Source organism: Mycobacterium sp. Aquia_213, assembly GCF_026625985.1.
Classification (GTDB): Bacteria; Actinomycetota; Actinomycetes; order Mycobacteriales; family Mycobacteriaceae; genus Mycobacterium.
Genome location: NZ_CP113116.1, coordinates 5,150,392 through 5,165,969 on the forward strand (window position 1 = coordinate 5,150,392; position 15,578 = coordinate 5,165,969).

The 15,578-nt window shown below is 68.5% G+C and carries 15 protein-coding genes and 1 pseudogene; 8 read left to right on the plus strand and 8 right to left on the minus strand.

Features of this window, described 5'->3' with window-relative positions; translation table 11 throughout:
• Nucleotides 1-499 precede the first annotated feature (499 nt).
• From LMQ14_RS23990 to LMQ14_RS24005, 4 genes and pseudogenes are all read left to right on the plus strand, one after another.
• Entirely contained in the window at nt 500-1,756 is a 1,257-nt protein-coding gene (locus tag LMQ14_RS23990) for a PPE family protein (RefSeq protein ID WP_267732117.1), read from the plus strand.
• A gap of 14 nt (nt 1,757-1,770) precedes the next feature.
• Nucleotides 1,771-3,132: a PPE family protein gene (locus LMQ14_RS23995; RefSeq protein WP_267732118.1), complete on the plus strand. Its 1,362-nt coding sequence runs from the start codon at nt 1,771-1,773 to the stop codon at nt 3,130-3,132.
• A gap of 72 nt (nt 3,133-3,204) precedes the next feature.
• Nucleotides 3,205-3,552 carry a DUF732 domain-containing protein gene (locus LMQ14_RS24000; protein ID WP_267732119.1) on the plus strand — a complete coding sequence of 116 codons (348 nt, stop codon included), beginning with the start codon at nt 3,205-3,207 and terminating at the stop codon, nt 3,550-3,552.
• A 204-nt stretch (nt 3,553-3,756) separates the two neighbouring features.
• Nucleotides 3,757-4,101: pseudogene (locus LMQ14_RS24005) on the plus strand (PPE domain-containing protein); the annotation flags it as partial.
• 23 nt (nt 4,102-4,124) lie between these two features.
• Here the strand turns inward: LMQ14_RS24005 and LMQ14_RS24010 are convergent.
• The 4 genes from LMQ14_RS24010 to LMQ14_RS24025 form a co-directional block, all read right to left on the minus strand.
• Nucleotides 4,125-4,256 (minus strand): hypothetical protein, encoded by a 132-nt coding sequence (locus tag LMQ14_RS24010; RefSeq protein WP_267735738.1) that lies wholly within the window; start codon nt 4,254-4,256, stop codon nt 4,125-4,127.
• 414 nt (nt 4,257-4,670) lie between these two features.
• Nucleotides 4,671-5,333: a TIGR04282 family arsenosugar biosynthesis glycosyltransferase gene (locus LMQ14_RS24015; RefSeq protein ID WP_267732120.1), complete on the minus strand. Its 663-nt coding sequence runs from the start codon at nt 5,331-5,333 to the stop codon at nt 4,671-4,673.
• Nucleotides 5,330-5,989, minus strand: a complete 660-nt coding sequence (locus LMQ14_RS24020; protein ID WP_267732121.1) for a glycosyltransferase family 2 protein — start codon at nt 5,987-5,989, stop codon at nt 5,330-5,332. The genes LMQ14_RS24015 and LMQ14_RS24020 overlap by 4 nt, the downstream gene beginning before the upstream one ends.
• Before the next feature lie 13 nt (nt 5,990-6,002).
• Nucleotides 6,003-7,853: a hypothetical protein gene (locus tag LMQ14_RS24025; RefSeq protein WP_267732122.1), complete on the minus strand. Its 1,851-nt coding sequence runs from the start codon at nt 7,851-7,853 to the stop codon at nt 6,003-6,005.
• A gap of 314 nt (nt 7,854-8,167) precedes the next feature.
• Here LMQ14_RS24025 and LMQ14_RS24030 point away from each other — a divergent pair, with 314 nt between their 5' ends.
• Nucleotides 8,168-9,754 (plus strand): hypothetical protein, encoded by a 1,587-nt coding sequence (locus LMQ14_RS24030; RefSeq protein ID WP_267735655.1) that lies wholly within the window; start codon nt 8,168-8,170, stop codon nt 9,752-9,754.
• Between the two features lie 6 nt (nt 9,755-9,760).
• On the opposite strand, the gene LMQ14_RS24035 is transcribed toward LMQ14_RS24030, so the two are convergent.
• Both LMQ14_RS24035 and LMQ14_RS24040 read right to left on the minus strand, forming a co-directional pair.
• Nucleotides 9,761-10,822 (minus strand): NAD-dependent epimerase/dehydratase family protein, encoded by a 1,062-nt coding sequence (locus LMQ14_RS24035; RefSeq protein ID WP_267732123.1) that lies wholly within the window; start codon nt 10,820-10,822, stop codon nt 9,761-9,763.
• The gene (locus LMQ14_RS24040; protein ID WP_267732124.1) at nt 10,819-11,595 is read right to left on the minus strand and encodes an S-methyl-5'-thioadenosine phosphorylase; all 777 of its coding nucleotides are present in this window, start codon (nt 11,593-11,595) and stop codon (nt 10,819-10,821) included. The genes LMQ14_RS24035 and LMQ14_RS24040 overlap by 4 nt, the downstream gene beginning before the upstream one ends.
• A gap of 84 nt (nt 11,596-11,679) precedes the next feature.
• Between LMQ14_RS24040 and LMQ14_RS24045 the strand changes: the two genes are divergently transcribed.
• Both LMQ14_RS24045 and LMQ14_RS24050 read left to right on the plus strand, forming a co-directional pair.
• Entirely contained in the window at nt 11,680-12,552 is an 873-nt protein-coding gene (locus LMQ14_RS24045; protein ID WP_267732125.1) for a 1,4-dihydroxy-2-naphthoate polyprenyltransferase, read from the plus strand.
• A 117-nt stretch (nt 12,553-12,669) separates the two neighbouring features.
• Nucleotides 12,670-13,677 carry a beta-ketoacyl-ACP synthase III gene (locus LMQ14_RS24050; RefSeq protein ID WP_267732126.1) on the plus strand — a complete coding sequence of 336 codons (1,008 nt, stop codon included), beginning with the start codon at nt 12,670-12,672 and terminating at the stop codon, nt 13,675-13,677.
• 2 nt (nt 13,678-13,679) lie between these two features.
• On the opposite strand, the gene LMQ14_RS24055 is transcribed toward LMQ14_RS24050, so the two are convergent.
• Entirely contained in the window at nt 13,680-14,048 is a 369-nt protein-coding gene (locus LMQ14_RS24055; protein ID WP_420714564.1) for a DUF4229 domain-containing protein, read from the minus strand.
• A gap of 46 nt (nt 14,049-14,094) precedes the next feature.
• Here LMQ14_RS24055 and LMQ14_RS24060 point away from each other — a divergent pair, with 46 nt between their 5' ends.
• The gene (locus LMQ14_RS24060) at nt 14,095-14,256 is read left to right on the plus strand and encodes a hypothetical protein (RefSeq protein ID WP_267732127.1); all 162 of its coding nucleotides are present in this window, start codon (nt 14,095-14,097) and stop codon (nt 14,254-14,256) included.
• 17 nt (nt 14,257-14,273) lie between these two features.
• Here the strand turns inward: LMQ14_RS24060 and LMQ14_RS24065 are convergent, their stop codons facing one another.
• Entirely contained in the window at nt 14,274-15,563 is a 1,290-nt protein-coding gene (locus LMQ14_RS24065; RefSeq protein ID WP_267732128.1) for a MinD/ParA family ATP-binding protein, read from the minus strand.
• Nucleotides 15,564-15,578: the final 15 nt, after the last annotated feature.

Consider the following 15,578-nt stretch of genomic DNA (forward strand, 5'->3'; position numbering starts at 1 on the left):
ATCGTTCGGCTGTCGTTTGCCCGTCCGGGTTCCCGTGTTCGCTCGTCGCATCTGCTGCCAAGGCGGCGACGTCATGGGGCGGGTGCCCAGACAGGTCGGCGCCTTTGCTGGTGAGGATCCGAATTATTGGTCGGGAGATTTAAATTAGGGGCATCGTCGCCCGGTATACGTCGCCTGTGTGTTTTATATGTGTTCACTCTGTCGAGCTTCGACGTTAACGCGAGGTAGACCGGGTCAGCGGCGCCTTGCTTGGCGGACCACTGAATCACAACGCGTATACGGGCAACGTGGTGACGGCTCGGGATCCGCCGATGTTGACAACCCCTTTGTCCGGCAGGGCTGGCTAGCGTACTGGCCACGAGAGCATCTCTACGACTGACAGTCAACCGCAATCATCGACGTGCGGTGCTGGAAGTCGCTCAATGTTGTTGACGTTCAACGATGTCGGCGAAGACAGGCGCGGAACGGTCGCGGTCGGACAGCCGGCGGAGGGAAGGCAATGGATTTCGGAGCATTACCTCCGGAGGTCAACTCCGGCAGAATCTACTCTGGGCCGGGGTCTGCGCCGCTATTGGCAGCTGGGACTGCCTGGGATGGGTTGGCCAGCGAATTACGTTCAACGGCAGCGGCTTACGCGTCGATAATCGCAGAGCTGCTAAGCGGTTGGTTTGGGCCCTCGTCGACGTCGATGTTGGCCGCGGCAGCGCCCTACATTGCGTGGCTGGAAAGCACTGCCGCGCAAGCCGAGCAGACGGCATTGCAAGCCAAGGCGGCGGCCGGCGCCTTCGAGGCCGTCTTCGCGGCGACCGTCCCCCCTCCAGTGGTCGAGGCCAACCGGGTGCTGTTGGAGTGGCTGGTTGCGACGAACGTCTTGGGTCAGAACACCCCGGCGATCGCGACCACGGAGGCGCAGTACGCCGAGATGTGGGCCCAAGACGCCGGCGCGATGTACGGCTACGCCGGCGCCTCGGAAGTTGCGACTCGGCTGGCTCCGTTCACCGCACCCCCGACGACCACGAACGACGCCGCGACGGCCGACCAGTCCGCCGCGGTCGCTGCCGCGGCCGAGTCCGTGGCGGCTTCCAATGTGGAATCGAATGTGCAAGCGGCGCTGTCACAGTCGCTCGCTCAGGCTCCGGCCGCGGTGCAAAGCCTCGCCGCGAACGCGGCCGCGGTTGAGGTCCCCTTGGGCGTCAAGGACATCACCGGGATTCTGAAGACCTTCAACGGCTTCATGACCAACTTCGTGGCCGGGCCATACAACCCGCTCGGCATCGCGGGCCTGTTCAGGAACTGGTACCAGGTCGCGATCAGCATCCCGGCCGTGGGCACCGGTATCCAAGGCATTGGCCCGCTGCTGCACCCCAAGGCCCTCTCTGGGGTGTTGGCGCCGTTGCTGCACAGCGATCTGCTGACCGGTGCCGGCGCACTACACCCAGCAGGGGCGGTTGCGGCCGCGGCGGGTCGGGCCGGCACGGTTGGCGCATTGTCGGTGCCGTCGAGTTGGGCTTCGGCCGTTCCGGCGATCAGAACGGTTGCCGCGGAGCTGCCAGAGACCATGCTCGAGGCGGCCCCCGCGATCGCCGCCAACGACGGCATGTTCGCCCCCACGGCCCTGTCAAGCCTGGCCGGACGCGCTGTCGGCGGCACTGCCACCCGCGCCGTTGCGCCCGCCGTCCGTGTTCCCGGTGCTGTGGCACTCGACGACATCGCCACGACCTCCACGGTCATCGTGATACCGCCGAACGCGAAATAAGGAGAGACACGGCAATGGTTTTCGCGGATTTCGCAGTGCAGCCACCGGAGCTGATCTCCGGTCTGCTTTATTCGGGCCCCGGTGCGGGGTCATTTTTGGCCGCCGCCGCGGCTTGGGAGGCGCTGGCTGCCGAGTTGCATTCCACCGCGGCCTCCTACGGAACGGTGATCTCGGAGCTGGTCGGCGACTCGTGGGCGGGCCCGTCATCGGAGGCCATGGCGGCGGCAGCGGCACCGTACGTGGAGTGGATGTCGACCACGGCCGCACAGGCCGAGGAGTCCGCCGCCCAGGCCCTGGCCGCGGCCGGCGCCTACGAGGCGGCGTTGACGGCGGCCGTGCCCCCGCCGCTCATCGCCGAGAATCGCGCCGAGCTGGAAGCACTGTTGGCGACCAACATCTTCGGCCAGAACGGCGGCGAGATTGCGGCCAACGAAGCCGAATACGGCCAGATGTGGTCTCAGGACGTCGAGGTGATGTTCAGTTACGCCAGCTCCTCGGAAGCCGCGGGTGAGCTGACGGCGTTCACCGACGCGCCGCAAACCAGCAATGCGACCGCACAGGTGAGTCAAGCAGCCGCGGCGGCCGCGGCACAGCCTCAATCTCTGTCGTCGTGGCTGACCGAGCTGGAGAACTACATCAACTCGCTCACCGGCCAATACGCGACATTTTGGCAGCAATTGATCGGAGGGGTGACGGGGAGCCCGGACGTCGCACCGCTGTGGGAGGCGCTCTACTCCGCCATTTCGTCAATCGGCAGTCAGGGCACCTGGACCAACGTCGTCAATGCCACTGTCGGCCTGGGTGTTTCGCAGTGGAAGAACTTCTTCATCTACGCACCGTGGAGTGCCGCGATGGCCAAGTCGTCACTGGGCGCCGGTCTGGTGTCGCCAGGACATCTCGCGGCCGTCGGCTCGGTGCGGCCCGTGTCGGCGGTTCTGGGCAACGCGCCGACGGTGGGATCAATGTCGGTACCGCCAAGCTGGGCAACCGCCACCCCGGCGATCAGGCTGGCCTCCACCGCGCTGCCGGCCAGCGTGGCAGCGGCTCCCGCGGCAGAGTTCGCCGGCCTGGTCAACGAGGCGACCCTGGGCAGTTTGGCGGGCGGCGCGCTGGGCAGCCCGATCTCCCGCGTCGTCAGCTCAACCGGCATCCAGGCCCGCGCGATCACCGGCGAGCGCCGGGTGGGGCCGGTCAAACTCGACCGCATCATCGCGCAACTACAGGAACAGCCCGACCAGGTGCAGCACTGGAATGTCGATGAGGCCGGGCTCGACGATTTGGTTGCCAAACTGACTACCACACCCGGCGTCCACGCCGTGCACGTCACGGACGACCTGCAGACCCCGGCCATTCCGACTGGATCCCAGCTGGGATAGCGCGGGTTCCCTTGCGTAACAACAGAAGGCGGGTAGCACCCGCGCAGCGGAAGAACACCAGATGGAGGAATCATGAAACTGCTGCTAACCGTTCTCGGCATCTCAATGGGATTCGTCATCGCGGTGCCCGCGCATGCCGAAACCGGCGTCGATGAGCAGGCCGTCGACGACAATAACGAAGTCTTCCTGGCGGACCTGTCCAAGGTGGGGATCGGCTTCCAGGACCCGGGCCAAGCGGTAAACGCCGGCAAATCGGTGTGCGGGTTGATCTCTCGCGGCGTGTCCGGCCTGCAACTCATCAACGACCTCAAGAGCAATAATCCTGGCCTGACCACCAGCGGCGCCGCCCAGTTCGCGACGATTTCCGCGAAGTCGTACTGCCCGAAACAACTCGAGGAAGTACCCAGCGGGAAGGGCTGAGTCGTCAAACACCCCATGCTAGAACAAGACCCACGCTGGGTGGGGCGAAGGCGCTGGGCCGCGTTGCAGGCCGATCAGTTCTCGTCGGAGACCAGCAGCACGCCGGCGTCAAACGAGCCGGAATCGCAGGCGGATCCGGGCGACGCCGCACCCGTGACAGCAATGGATTTCGGGACACTACCCCCTGAGATCAGCTCCGGCCGAATGCATTCGGGCCCCGGCGCCGAATCAATGATAGGCGCCGCCACGGCCTGGCATGAAGTTGCCGACCAACTCGACAACGTGGCGGCCGGGTACGAAGCGGTGACGACACAGACTTTCGAGCCCTACGTGGCATGGCTGAAAGCCACTGCCGCGCAGGCCCGGCAGGCCGCCCGTCAAGCCAACGCGGCCACGGGCGCTTATGGTTTGGCGCGTGCGGCGGTGGCGTCTCCTGAGGCGATAGAGTTCAATCGGCAGCAGCGGACGTCGTTCGCCGCAATGAATCACCTAGGCCAAACTAGTGCGACAATCGCGGGTTTCGAGGCTGACTACGAACAAATGTGGGCCCAAAGCGCCGACGCCATGTTTGCCTACGCCCGCTCCTCGGCCGGTGTCTCGACGCTGACACCGTTCAGCTCGCCACCGCCCGTGACTGATTCGATCGGGCCGGCCCACACCGAATCGTCCGTGACCTGGCGACAGGCGGCGACTGCGGAGGTCATATCAACTGGGCGCCAAGTAATGTCAGCCATTCCCGAAGCGCTTCGTGCTCTCTTTCTGTCGCCGCTGACAACCTGCGACGTATCCCTGGCGCCGGTGACGGGTCCCCTGTCCAAACTGAGTTCACTGTCGGCACCGAGGGACTTCGCGCTCAATTACCTGAATTACCTGAACAAGACGGCCGCGGTTAACAACGCGGCGGCCATCTGGTCGCTACGACCCGACGTGGGCCACCCGGCTCCTAGGACGGGCTTCGGTCACGCTGTGTCAGTCGGACGGTTGTCGGTACCTCCGGGATGGGTGCGACAGGAACCAACGTGGCTGGACCCGCAAGCGGGCCCGCTTGACCAACTCCAATAATCCTTATGTTCAACGGCTTTCGCGCTGAGTGCACGACGGCGGCGTGACGGTGGCCGCTAGAGTCCCGCTGCGCGGGTGACTCGGGCAAAGCGACTGGACGGCCCGCAGGCCTCTCGCACCGCGGCGACGTCGTCGACGACATCGAAGTCGCTCAGTTGCTGCACCGATATGACATCAATACCGTTGTCGTGCAAAGCCTTCCGCGTGAGCTCGCCGGTATCGGGTAGAGACATCGGCACGGTCCGCAGACATTCGGCCATCGCCGGGCGCTGCACCCCGAGCACCCACCAACCGCCGTCGTCGGCCGGCCCGAGCACGGCCGGTGACTGCAGCAGCCGGCGCGCGCAGTCCGTCAAGAGTTCGGCGTTCACCTGCGGGGTATCCATGCCGATTTGCAACACCGGAAAGCCATCGGCCGCGTCGGCGTGGGCATTGGCAAGCCGGTCGGCGAAGTCGACACCGCGTTGCTCGATCACCGTGAACGACTCGAGCCGTTGCCGGATCTGCGTCGCACCGGCGGCCGCATCCAGGTCGCCGGTGAGCGCGACGACCCGTGCGCTCACCGCGGCAGCGGCCACCGCGTCGAGCGTGTCCAGCAAGGCCGCGGCGGCGATCTCGGCCGCAACGCGGTCGCCAACCGTCGCCGCGAGCCGCGTCTTGGCCCGGCCCGGCTCCGGCGCCTTGGCGACCACGAGCAGCGTCACCGGCAGGTCCGTCATGAAATCACTTTCCAGAAGTCCAGGATCGCGGTGATGCTGCCTCGCAGCGATCCGCTGACTTTCGACTTGCCGCCGGTGCGCGGGCCGTAGCTGACGTCGAGCTCGACCACGCGCCAGCCCGCCGCCGCGGCGCGCACCAGCAGCTCCAGCGGGTACCCCGACCGACGATCGACGATCCCCAGGCCCAGCAGCGCCTCCCGTCGCGCGACCCGCATCGGCGCGATGTCGTGGACCGGCAAGCCGTGCCGGGTGCGCAGCCGCCAGCTCATCACCACGGTGCCCACCCGCGCGACCCACGGCCAGTGCAGCCCGGCCACCGGCCGGCGGCGCCCGATTGCCATGTCCGCGCCCTGCTGCAGCGCGGCGACCAGCCGAGGTAAGTCACCGGCATGCATCGAGCCGTCGGCGTCGATGACCGCCACGATCGGAGTCGTCGCGGCGACCACGCCGGCGTGCACCGCGGACCCGTATCCGGGCCGCGGTTCCGCGACCACCTGAGCGCCGTGCCGGGCGGCGACGCCCGCGGTGTCATCGGTGCTGTTGTTGTCCACCACCAGCGCTCGATAGCCGGCTGGAATGGCCGCCAACACCGCCGGCAGCGACTCCTCCTCGTTCAGACACGGCAGCACCACCGTGACCAGATCGCCGGCCGCCATTGGGGAATCGCGATCAGAACCCGGAAGACGAGTGACCGCCCCCGCCGCTTGACGGTGGCTTCGGGGCCACGGTCTGTGGCGGCGGCTTCGGTGCCGGCGCGACGGTCTGCTGCTGGGTGGGCGGCTTCGGCGCCACCGTCTGCTGCTGGGTCGGCTGCTGGGCGGGTTGCTGCGTGGGCTGTTGCGTCGGCTGTTGGGTGGGTTGCTGCGTCGGCTGCTGCGTCGGCTGCTGGGTGGGTTGCTGCGTCGGCTGCTGCGTCTGGGTCTGCTGGGTCTGGGTCTGCTGGGTCTGCGTCGGCTCGGTTGGCGCGACGGTCGTCGTCGGCGCGACCGTGGTGGGCGCGACGGTGGTCGTCGGCGTGATCGGCGTGTACGGCGTCGTCGTCGGGGGCACCGTCGTCGTCGGCGTACTCGGCGTGGTCGTCGGCGTCGTCGGCGGCGTGTACGGCGTCGTCGTCGGAGTCGTCGGAGTCGTCGGCGGCGTGGTCGGGGTGGTCGGCGGACTCGTGGTCGGCGTCGTCGGCGTCGTGTACGTCGGCGGTGTGTACGGCGGATACGGCGGATACCAAGGCTGTGGGCGCCAGCCCGGGTACGGGATGATGATCGGCACCGGAATCGGGATCGGCCCATTGGGATTGGGCACCAGACCGGGAAGAACCGGCGCGACCGGCACGCCCGGCGCGGGGGCGGCCGGGGCCGGGCCCACGGGCGCCTGCGGCACGGCCGGAATGATGCCGCCCTGGTAGCCCGCGTTGGGCGCTTCGGGCGGCGGCGGGGGTACCGGCGCCTGCTGCTGGGTCGGCAACAGCGGCATGAACTTGCCCGGGGCCGCGTTCTGGTGTCCCACCACCGGCTCCTGGGCCGCGGTCGGCCGGACGGCGACCACCACCGCGACGGCCAGCGAGGCCACTCCGATGACCGCGAACGCGATCACGGCATTGCCGACCAGCAACGACTGTCGACTCAGTTTCAGCGGGCCGGTCTCGGCGTCGGGATCGTCGTCGTAGAACTCGTCGAAGTCATCGAACTCGTCGAACTCACCCGGAAGAAGGTCGGCGTCGTCGTCGGCCATCGAGTACGCCAGCTGCTGGTCGGCCTCAGCGGGATCGCCGAACTCGGCCGGGGCCATCGCGGTCTCGTCACCGGTGAGCCCGGCCACCGGCGCCATCGCGGTCGCATCGCCGGCCAGCCCGACCACCGGGGCCATCGCGGTGGAGTCCCCGGTCGGCGGTGCGGCCGCGATCGCGGCGCCGCGGGCCAGCGCGAAGGTGGGGTCTTCGGGAATCTGCACCCGCATCGTCGCGTCGCGAAGCTGGTCGGCGACCCCGGTGAGGTCGGACGAATCGCCCACCAGAAACACGTCGTTGTGCGCGTCGGGGTGCTCACCGAGCCGGGCCATCATCGTGTCCAACGTGCCGGTGGCGTCGCCGCCCAGCAGCTCGCTGGCCAACATGGTGGGCGGCGCGTCGGGGTCTTCGTCGGCCGAGCCCACCACCGACAGCGTCGCCGTGTTTTCGTCCACCACCAGAGCCCCGCCGGACCGGCCCGCCGCGCGCATCAGGGCGGTCACCGCCTGCGACTGTGACAGCACCGCGACGTTGTGGACGCCGGAATCCTCCAGGGCCTGTCGCAGCTGGTCGGCGCCGGAATGGTCGGTCCAGCACAACCGGGTCCCGACCAGCCGGTGGTTCTCGTTCGCCAGCAGCCGATTCGTGCCGACCACGGTTTCGGTGAGTTGTTCGATCGGGTTGTTAGCCAGGTCGACGACGGATTGGTCGATCACGTCACTACCGCCCGCACCCGCCCCGACAAGCGCCAAGCGGGCGACGGGGCCGGTGACAGCGACCCCCAAAACGACGTCCATACCTGCTCTCCTTCGGCTGGCCACCCCAGAACCAGCATGTCCCGGCATCATTACACTTCGGTACCGTCAGCAGTAGCAATCATTCGGGCGACCCCGATCGCCTACAGGCGCAGCGTAACCGCGTTCCCAGACCCGGGGAGTCACTCCCGCGTCGTCCGAACGGAGATTATGTTTCCAAGTAGGCAACGAAGTCGCCTCGGCAGGGGGTTCCCCGGCCGCCTAAGCGAATTTGCGCCGTCAGTAACCGTCCTCGATACCCGGGGGGAACCGTGAGTCAGAGCAGCGACGAGCCGCCTACCGGCCCCATCAGGGGTGTGCCGGCGCCGCAGACCGCTCCGGGCCCGCCGGGCGCCGGGGAGTCGACCGGGCGGCGCAACGTCGTGGCCGACCTGACCGCCGCCGTGTTGCTCCTCGTCGCGCCACTGCTGCCGTGGAATCTCTACTTCGGCATCGCGATCCCCGATAGCAACACCACCGTGTTCGCGGTGCTGATCGGGGTGACGCTGCTTTCGTTGATCGCCATTGCTTTGCCCGGTTCCGGACGGACGGTCAGCGGGATTCGGCTGGCGCTGAACATCCCCTATTTGCTGCTGGTGCTCGCCTTCGTCGGGTTCGACGCGTTCGAATCCGTCCGCTTCGGCGGGACTGTGACCGTGCCCGGCGGTGTCGGACCGGGAGCCTGGCTGGGTGTCGCCGGTGCGCTGCTGAGCGCGCAGTCGGCCGGCCGCGCCACCACGGCGGACGACGACACCTCCGATGGGCGGCGGCGGTCCGCCCAGATCATCGGCTACGTCGCGATGGTGGCCGCCGCACTGAGCTTCGGCTTCACCCTGTACTGGCGGGTCAAGTACGCGCTCGGCGACTCGGGCGACTTCGGCAAGCAGAACATCGCGGTGATCGTGACGGCGACGGTGTACGGCCTGGTCGCGTTGGTCGCCGTGCTCGTCGCCTCGAGATGGCTGCTCAGCGGCACCAGGGCAGCGCGGCTGGCGACGATCGCGTTGGGCGCCTCGACACTGGTCGCCGGGGTCATCGTCTGGTTGCTCCCGGTCGGGCGTGACATCGACGCGTTCCACGGCATCGCGCAGAACACGTCGACGGCCGGCGTGGGGTTCGAGGGCTATCTGGCGTGGGTGGCGGCCGCGGCGATCTTCACGCCGCGAACACTGTTCGGCCGGGCGCGCACCGTGTCGTCCGAGGAGAGTGCCTGGCGCGCCGCGGCTCGAACCGGCTTGCTGCTGATCATCGTGTGGTGCCTGGGATCGGTGGCGATGCGGATCACCGACATGGCCGTCGCGGTCAGCCTGAACTACCCGTACTCGCGCTACGACAGCGTGGTGCTGGCCGCGTTCGATGTGGCCACCGCGGCGTTGGCGATCTGGCTGCGGATCAGCCTCGGCAACGCGTCCGCCTCCGCCCGGCTGATCACCTCGCTGTGCGGACTTGTTGCCACGCTGAGCATCTCGCGCGTCATCGTCGGCGTCGTGCTGGCGCCGCGGTTCCAGGAAGCACCCAACGCGGCCGCGCAAAATCCGGTCTACGGAAACGATCTCGCCCAGCAGATCACCAGCACCTTCGACGTGGCGCTGTCCGCGCTGGCGGTGTGCATCCTGGTGGCGGCGATCATCACCGGACACTTCACCCGTCGGCGGCTGCGGCGCCGCGCCGCCCGCAAGCGTGTCGTCGCGCAGAACGCTGCGGCACCGACGACGCGCATCCCGACCGGCGCTCCCCCACCCTCGGCCGCGGCGACCACTGCGATCCACGTCGGTGAATCACCCACCACGGCAATACCGCAACTGGCCGGCGCGCCTCGGATCTTTCGCGGCGACGACTCGGCCACCAGTCATATACCGATCTCTAAGCCCCAGATATACCGGCCTCCGCAATACCCGTCGTAGCGCGGGTTATCGCAGCGGCGCGAACGCGAACTCGCGCAGGCCCTCGCGCGGATCGATTGCCGCGCGGAAATCCAAAACCTCGGCGGCACGGGCGGGGTCCGCGACGATGTGGCGCACGTCGCCGCTGCGGTACTGCCCGGTGATCACCGGGGACACCGCCTCATCGCGCGCAGCGCAGATCGCGGTGGCGACGTCGAGGATCGAGATCGGCCGACCCGAGCAGACGTTGACCGCGGTGAAGCCAGTGCCGTCCGTTGCTGAACGGTGCGCCGCGGCCGCGAGGTTGGCCGCGGCCGCGAGGTTGGCCGCCGCCACGTCGTCGACGTGGACGAAGTCACGCATCTGGCCGCCGTCTTCGAAAACCCTTGGCGGCTGGCCTTTTTCCAGTGCGGAGCGGAAGATCGCGGCCACTCCGGAGTACGGGGTGTCGCGCGGCATGCCGGGGCCGTAGACGTTGTGGTAGCGCAATGCCACCACCGTGCCGCCCGTCGACTCCGACCACGCCAGCGCGTAGTGCTCCTGGGCTGTCTTGCTGGCGGCGTACAGGCTGCGCGGCCGCAGGGCGGCATCCTCGCCGACCAGCCGCCAGGCCAGCTCCTCGCCGCCGAGCGGGCAGCGGTGCTCGAAGGTCCCGGCGTCGAGGTCGGCGCGCCGTCGCGGCAGCGGGTCGACGGCCCCGTGTTCCGGGCAGTGGTAGCGGCCCTGTCCGTACACCACCATCGACGACGCCAGCACCAGGCGGCGCACCCCGGCGGCGAACATCTGGGCCAGCAGCACGGTGGTGCCGTAGTCATTGTGGCCGCCGTAGGCGGGCGCGTCGGCCGCGTCGACGCCGGCCCCCACCATCGCGGCTTGGTGGCACACCAGATCCACCCCATCCAACAGCGGGGCCAGTGCCGTGGCATCCCGGACATCGACCCGGTGACATCCGTTCGGTAACAACGAGTTTGGGCCGTGCGCGGCGGGCAACAGCATGTCGACGCCGATCACCTCGTGGCCCGCCGCGCGCAGCGCCGCGTCCACCCGCGACCCGATGAAACCGGCGGCGCCGGTCAGCAACACCCTCACGGCAGCTCGAACGGCAGGGTGACGCCGGTGTGCGACAGGCAGTGCGTGCAGCCGCGCTCGACGGCCACCCGGCCGATGGCGTCGCGCACCAGCGTCTTGAACGGCTCGATGTTCTTTTCGAATTCCACCATGACGTCCACCGTCTTCACGCCCTCGCCATGGCTGACACCCGCGTCCAGGTCAGTCACCAAAGCGATTGCTGCATAACATATTTCGAGTTCGCGAGCGAGGACGGCCTCCGGGTATCCGGTCATGTTGACCAGCGTGAAACCCGCCGAGGCGAACCATTGGCTTTCGGCGCGGGTGGAGAACCGCGGCCCCTGGATCACCACCATCGTGCCGCCGTCGACCACGTCGGGCAGGCCGGTGGCCGCCTCCCGCAAGGCCGGGCAATACGGGTCGGCGAAGTCGACGTGAATAGCCCCGGAGTCGAAGTAGGTGTCGGCGCGGCTGTTGGTGCGATCCACCAGCTGGTCGGGCACCACGACGGCGCCCGGCCCGTAGGCGGGGTTCAGGCTGCCCACCGCGCACGGCGCGAGCACCCGTCGCACACCGAGCGCGCGCAGGGCCCACATGTTGGCGCGGTACGGCACCGTATGCGCCGAATACTCGTGCTTGGCGCCGTGCCGGGGCAGGAAGGCGACTTCGTGCTCCCCGACGGTGCCCACTGTCAGCGGCGCGCTGGGCTTGCCGTACGGGGTGTCCGGGTTGACGTGGTGAACATCGGAGCCGAAGAACGTATAGAAGCCGCTGCCGCCGATCACTCCGAGCATCTGCGCCGCTCCTCTTCGTCGCTCCGCTCTGCATCGTCACCGGCGGGCATTCGCCCATTGTGGTGCATAGGGCAGGATGCCCTGGTGGCCAGTTTTGCGCAGTGGATCTCCGGCGCCCGGCCGCGGACGCTGCCCAACGCAATCGCGCCCGTCATCGCGGGCACCGGCGCCGCGGCATGGCTGCACTCCGCCGTGTGGTGGAAAGCGCTGCTGGCGCTGGCCGTCGCGGTCGCGCTGACCGTCGGCGTCAACTACGCCAACGACTACTCCGACGGCATCCGGGGCACCGACGACGTCCGAACCGGCCCGGCGCGGCTGGTGGGCTCGCGACTGGCGACGCCGCGCGCGGTGCTGACCGCCGCGGTGGCGTCGCTTGCGGTTGGCGCGGCGGCCGGTCTGGCGCTGGCACTGACGAGCGCGCCATGGCTGATCGCGGTCGGCGTCGTCTGCATCGCCGGGGCCTGGCTGTACACCGGCGGCTCGAGGCCTTACGGGTACGCGGGTTTCGGCGAGGTCGCAGTGTTCGTGTTCTTCGGCCTGGTCGCGGTGCTGGGCACGCAGTACACCCAGTCGCTAAGGGTGGACTGGGTGGGACTGGTGCTCGCCGTGGCGACGGGCGCGCTGTCGTCGTCGGTGCTGGTGGCCAACAACCTGCGGGATATCCCGACCGACGCGCAGGCGGACAAGATCACCCTGGCGGTGCGCCTCGGCGATGCCCGCACCCGGGTGTTCTACCAGGGGCTGCTGGCGACGGCCGGGTTGCTGACCCTGGTGCTGATGCTGGCGACGCCGTGGTGTGCGGCGGGGTTGGTTGCCACCCCGTTGGCGCTGCGCGCCGCCGGGCCGGTGCGGTCCGGGCGCGGCGGGCCGGAGCTGATTCCGGTGCTGCGCGACACCGGGCTGACGATGCTGGTGTGGGCGGTCGCGGTGGCCGCGGCGCTGGCGCTGGCCCACTGACGCACCCGGGGCGCCGGGATTCCTTTCCGAAGACTTCTTCGGATTCGGTTAACACGGGTTAGCGTCAATGTGACAGCCCTTACACCGATAGCCCTACGACACCGAGCGAGGAGCGCAATGCAGCAGATCGCCGCGACCAATGGGCCCAGAAATATCGGACTGCTCAGCGTCGGGGCATACCGCCCCGAACGCGTCGTCACGAACGACGAGCTGTGCCAGAACATCGACTCGACCGATGAGTGGATTTACTCCCGCACCGGAATCAAGACGCGCCGATTCGCCGCCCCCGACGAATCCGTCGCGTCCATGTCGATCGAGGCCAGCCGAGAAGCAATCGCCAAAGCCGGGCTGGAAGCGTCCGACATCGACGGCGTCATCGTCGCCACCAGCACCCAGTTTCTGCAGACCCCGGCCAGCGCCCCGGCCGTCGCTTCGGGGTTGGGCGCAACCGGGGTGCCCGCATTCGACATCTCGGCCGGGTGCGCCGGCTTCGGCTACGCGGTCGGCGTCGCGGCCGACATGATCCGCGGCGGCAGCGTCGCCAAGATGCTCGTCATCGGTTCGGAGAAACTGTCCCCCACCGTGGACATGCTCGACCGCAGCAACTGCTTCATCTTCGCCGACGGCGCCGCGGCCGTCGTGGTGGGCGAGACGCCGGATCAGGGCATCGGTCCGACCGTCTGGGGCAGCGACGGCGAGCAGGCCATGGCCATCCGCCAGGACATCGACTGGATCACCTATACCGAGAACCCGACCGGCCCGCGCCCGTTTCTTCGCCTCGAAGGCAGCGCCGTCTTCCGTTGGGCCGCATTCGAAATGGGCAAAGTCGGGCGCCAGGCGATGGACGCCGCGGGGGTGCGATCAGATCAGATCGACGTGTTCATACCGCATCAGGCCAACGCCCGGATCAACGAAGTACTGGCCAAGAATCTGGACCTGCGGCCGGACGCGATCGTCGCCAATGACATTGAGCACACCGGAAACACGTCTGCGGCGTCCATTCCGCTGGCGATGGCCGAACTGCTCGGCACCGGGGCGTCCAAGCCCGGCGATCTGGCCCTGCTGATCGGATACGGCGCGGGCCTGAGCTACGCCGCACAAGTCGTGCGGATGCCCAACTTCTGAGCTCAGCTCTCGTCGGGTTTGTCGTCTGTCACCTCACCGCGCAGCCGGGCCTGCAGGTGTTCGCGTTCGGCACGACGGCGTTCGCCGGACACCGCGAGCGCGGCCGTGGCGCGCCGTCGCAGCGGACCGAACAGCAGGATGCCCAGCGGCATCGCGATGATCAACGCGAACAATGCCGCGACCACGACCGGGATTTGGGGGCCCCCCACCAACCGCGCCGACACGTAGATCACGCCGGTGAGCGCGACGGCCAGCAGCAGTCGCGCCACGGCGTAGAGCAAAACGTCGACATTCCCGCGATCTCGAACACGCTGCTGCGCGCCGTCCGCCGGATCGTCCCCAGTGCTGTTGTCGCTCGGCCCTTCTGACACAGGTCGAGCCTACGGCGCGAGTATATTCGCTCACAGGAGGTGTGGAGTGCTCTACCTGATGGTCGTCCTGGTGCTGGGGACGCTGATCTACATTGGCTGGCGCGCGGCGCGATCGCAGGCGCACCGGCAGAAGACGCGCGTCATCGGACCGGACGACGATCCAGACTTCATGCGGCGGTTGGGAAGCGGGGACGACGGCCCCCGCTGACCCTCCGTCAGGCCCGACTAACCCAGGCCCAGGTTGAGCTGGTCTCCCGGAAACCCTTCGGCGACAACGGCAGCCAAGCCCGTGAGCGCTTCGCGTGTCTCCCGCCGCATCTGATCCAGATGGATCTCGGCGCCCTCGTCGAGATGAGCGTCGTAGGGCACCAACCGCACCGCGCGGCAGCGCCGCGAGAAGTGCTCGACCACCTTGTTCATGTCGACCTTGCCGGTCCGTGGGCGCACCGCGTTGATCACCGCGATCGAATTGCGAACCAGAGCCTCGTGCCCGTGCGCGTCCAGCCAGTCCAGCGTCGCCGAGGCGCTGCGCGCACCGTCGATGGAACCAGAACTCACCACGATCAGAACGTTGGCGTTCTCCAGCACCGACGTCATCGCCGAGTGCAGCAGGCCGGGCCCGCAGTCGGTGACCACCAGGCCGTAGTACCGCTCCAGGATCCCCAGGGTGCGGGTGTAGTCGTCGGCGTTGAATGCCTCCGATGCCGCCGGATCACTTTCCGACGCCAGCACCTCCAGCCCGCTCGGGCCCCTCGAGGTGTAGCGACGGACGTCGCTGTAACGCTCGACGGTTCCGGCGTCCTGCAGCAATTGGCGCACCGTGCCCGCCGTCTCCAGCGGGACCTTTTGGCTGAGGGTGCCGCGGTCGGGGTTGGCGTCGACGGCCACCACCCGGTCGCCGCGGATCGCGGCGAAGGTGGCACCCAGCGTGGCCGCGATCGTGGTCTTGCCGACGCCGCCCTTCAGGGAGATCACCGCGACCCGGTAGGAGCCGCGTAACGGCCGGTTGACCTGCGCCACCAAGTTGTTCTGCCGGGCGGCCCGCGGGCTCTCGCCCAGGTTGATCATCCGGCCGGACAGCACATAGACCAACCGGCGCCAGCCCTCCGAGGGCGGCGGTTTGATCGGGCGCAGCAGCATGCCGGTGGACAGCTCCGGATACGGCGTGTGCGGCACGTGCTCGGGACGGTACGGGGCCGGGGCTTCCGCGGGTGCCTCAGCCTGGCCGTTGTAGTAGGCGCCGTACGCGGTCGGGTCGACCCGCGGGATCCCGGTCACCGGTGTGGAATCCCAGGGCGGCATCCCGGCCGGTGGCGGCGCCGGAGCCGGCGGTGCTTCCCGCCGCTCGGCCGTCGGGGCCCGACGCTCGCGGAAGCCGGCGAAGGCCCGAGTCGGTGCCTCGGCGTTGGCCTCCGCGGGCGCCTCGACGGCGGACTGCTGCTCCTGCGGAGACAGATCAGCCGTCGGATGTTCGGGCGCCCCCACGCCGCTTGTTGACTGCTCAGTCACGTGCATTCCCCCTTGCTGCGG

Coding starts and splice junctions, on each gene's coding strand:
- LMQ14_RS24000 (WP_267732119.1), top strand. CDS start 3,205: ATGAAACTGCTGCTAACCGTTCTCGGCATCTCAATGGGATTCGTCATC.
- LMQ14_RS24010 (WP_267735738.1), bottom strand. CDS start 4,256: ATGACCTCCGCAGTCGCCGCCTGTCGCCAGGTCACGGACGATTCGGTG.
- LMQ14_RS24065 (WP_267732128.1), bottom strand. CDS start 15,563: ATGCACGTGACTGAGCAGTCAACAAGCGGCGTGGGGGCGCCCGAACAT.
- LMQ14_RS24040 (WP_267732124.1), bottom strand. CDS start 11,595: ATGCTCGGAGTGATCGGCGGCAGCGGCTTCTATACGTTCTTCGGCTCC.
- LMQ14_RS24015 (WP_267732120.1), bottom strand. CDS start 5,333: ATGACGGACCTGCCGGTGACGCTGCTCGTGGTCGCCAAGGCGCCGGAG.
- LMQ14_RS24025 (WP_267732122.1), bottom strand. CDS start 7,853: ATGGACGTCGTTTTGGGGGTCGCTGTCACCGGCCCCGTCGCCCGCTTG.
- LMQ14_RS24020 (WP_267732121.1), bottom strand. CDS start 5,989: ATGGCGGCCGGCGATCTGGTCACGGTGGTGCTGCCGTGTCTGAACGAG.
- LMQ14_RS24050 (WP_267732126.1), top strand. CDS start 12,670: ATGCAGCAGATCGCCGCGACCAATGGGCCCAGAAATATCGGACTGCTC.
- LMQ14_RS23995 (WP_267732118.1), top strand. CDS start 1,771: ATGGTTTTCGCGGATTTCGCAGTGCAGCCACCGGAGCTGATCTCCGGT.
- LMQ14_RS23990 (WP_267732117.1), top strand. CDS start 500: ATGGATTTCGGAGCATTACCTCCGGAGGTCAACTCCGGCAGAATCTAC.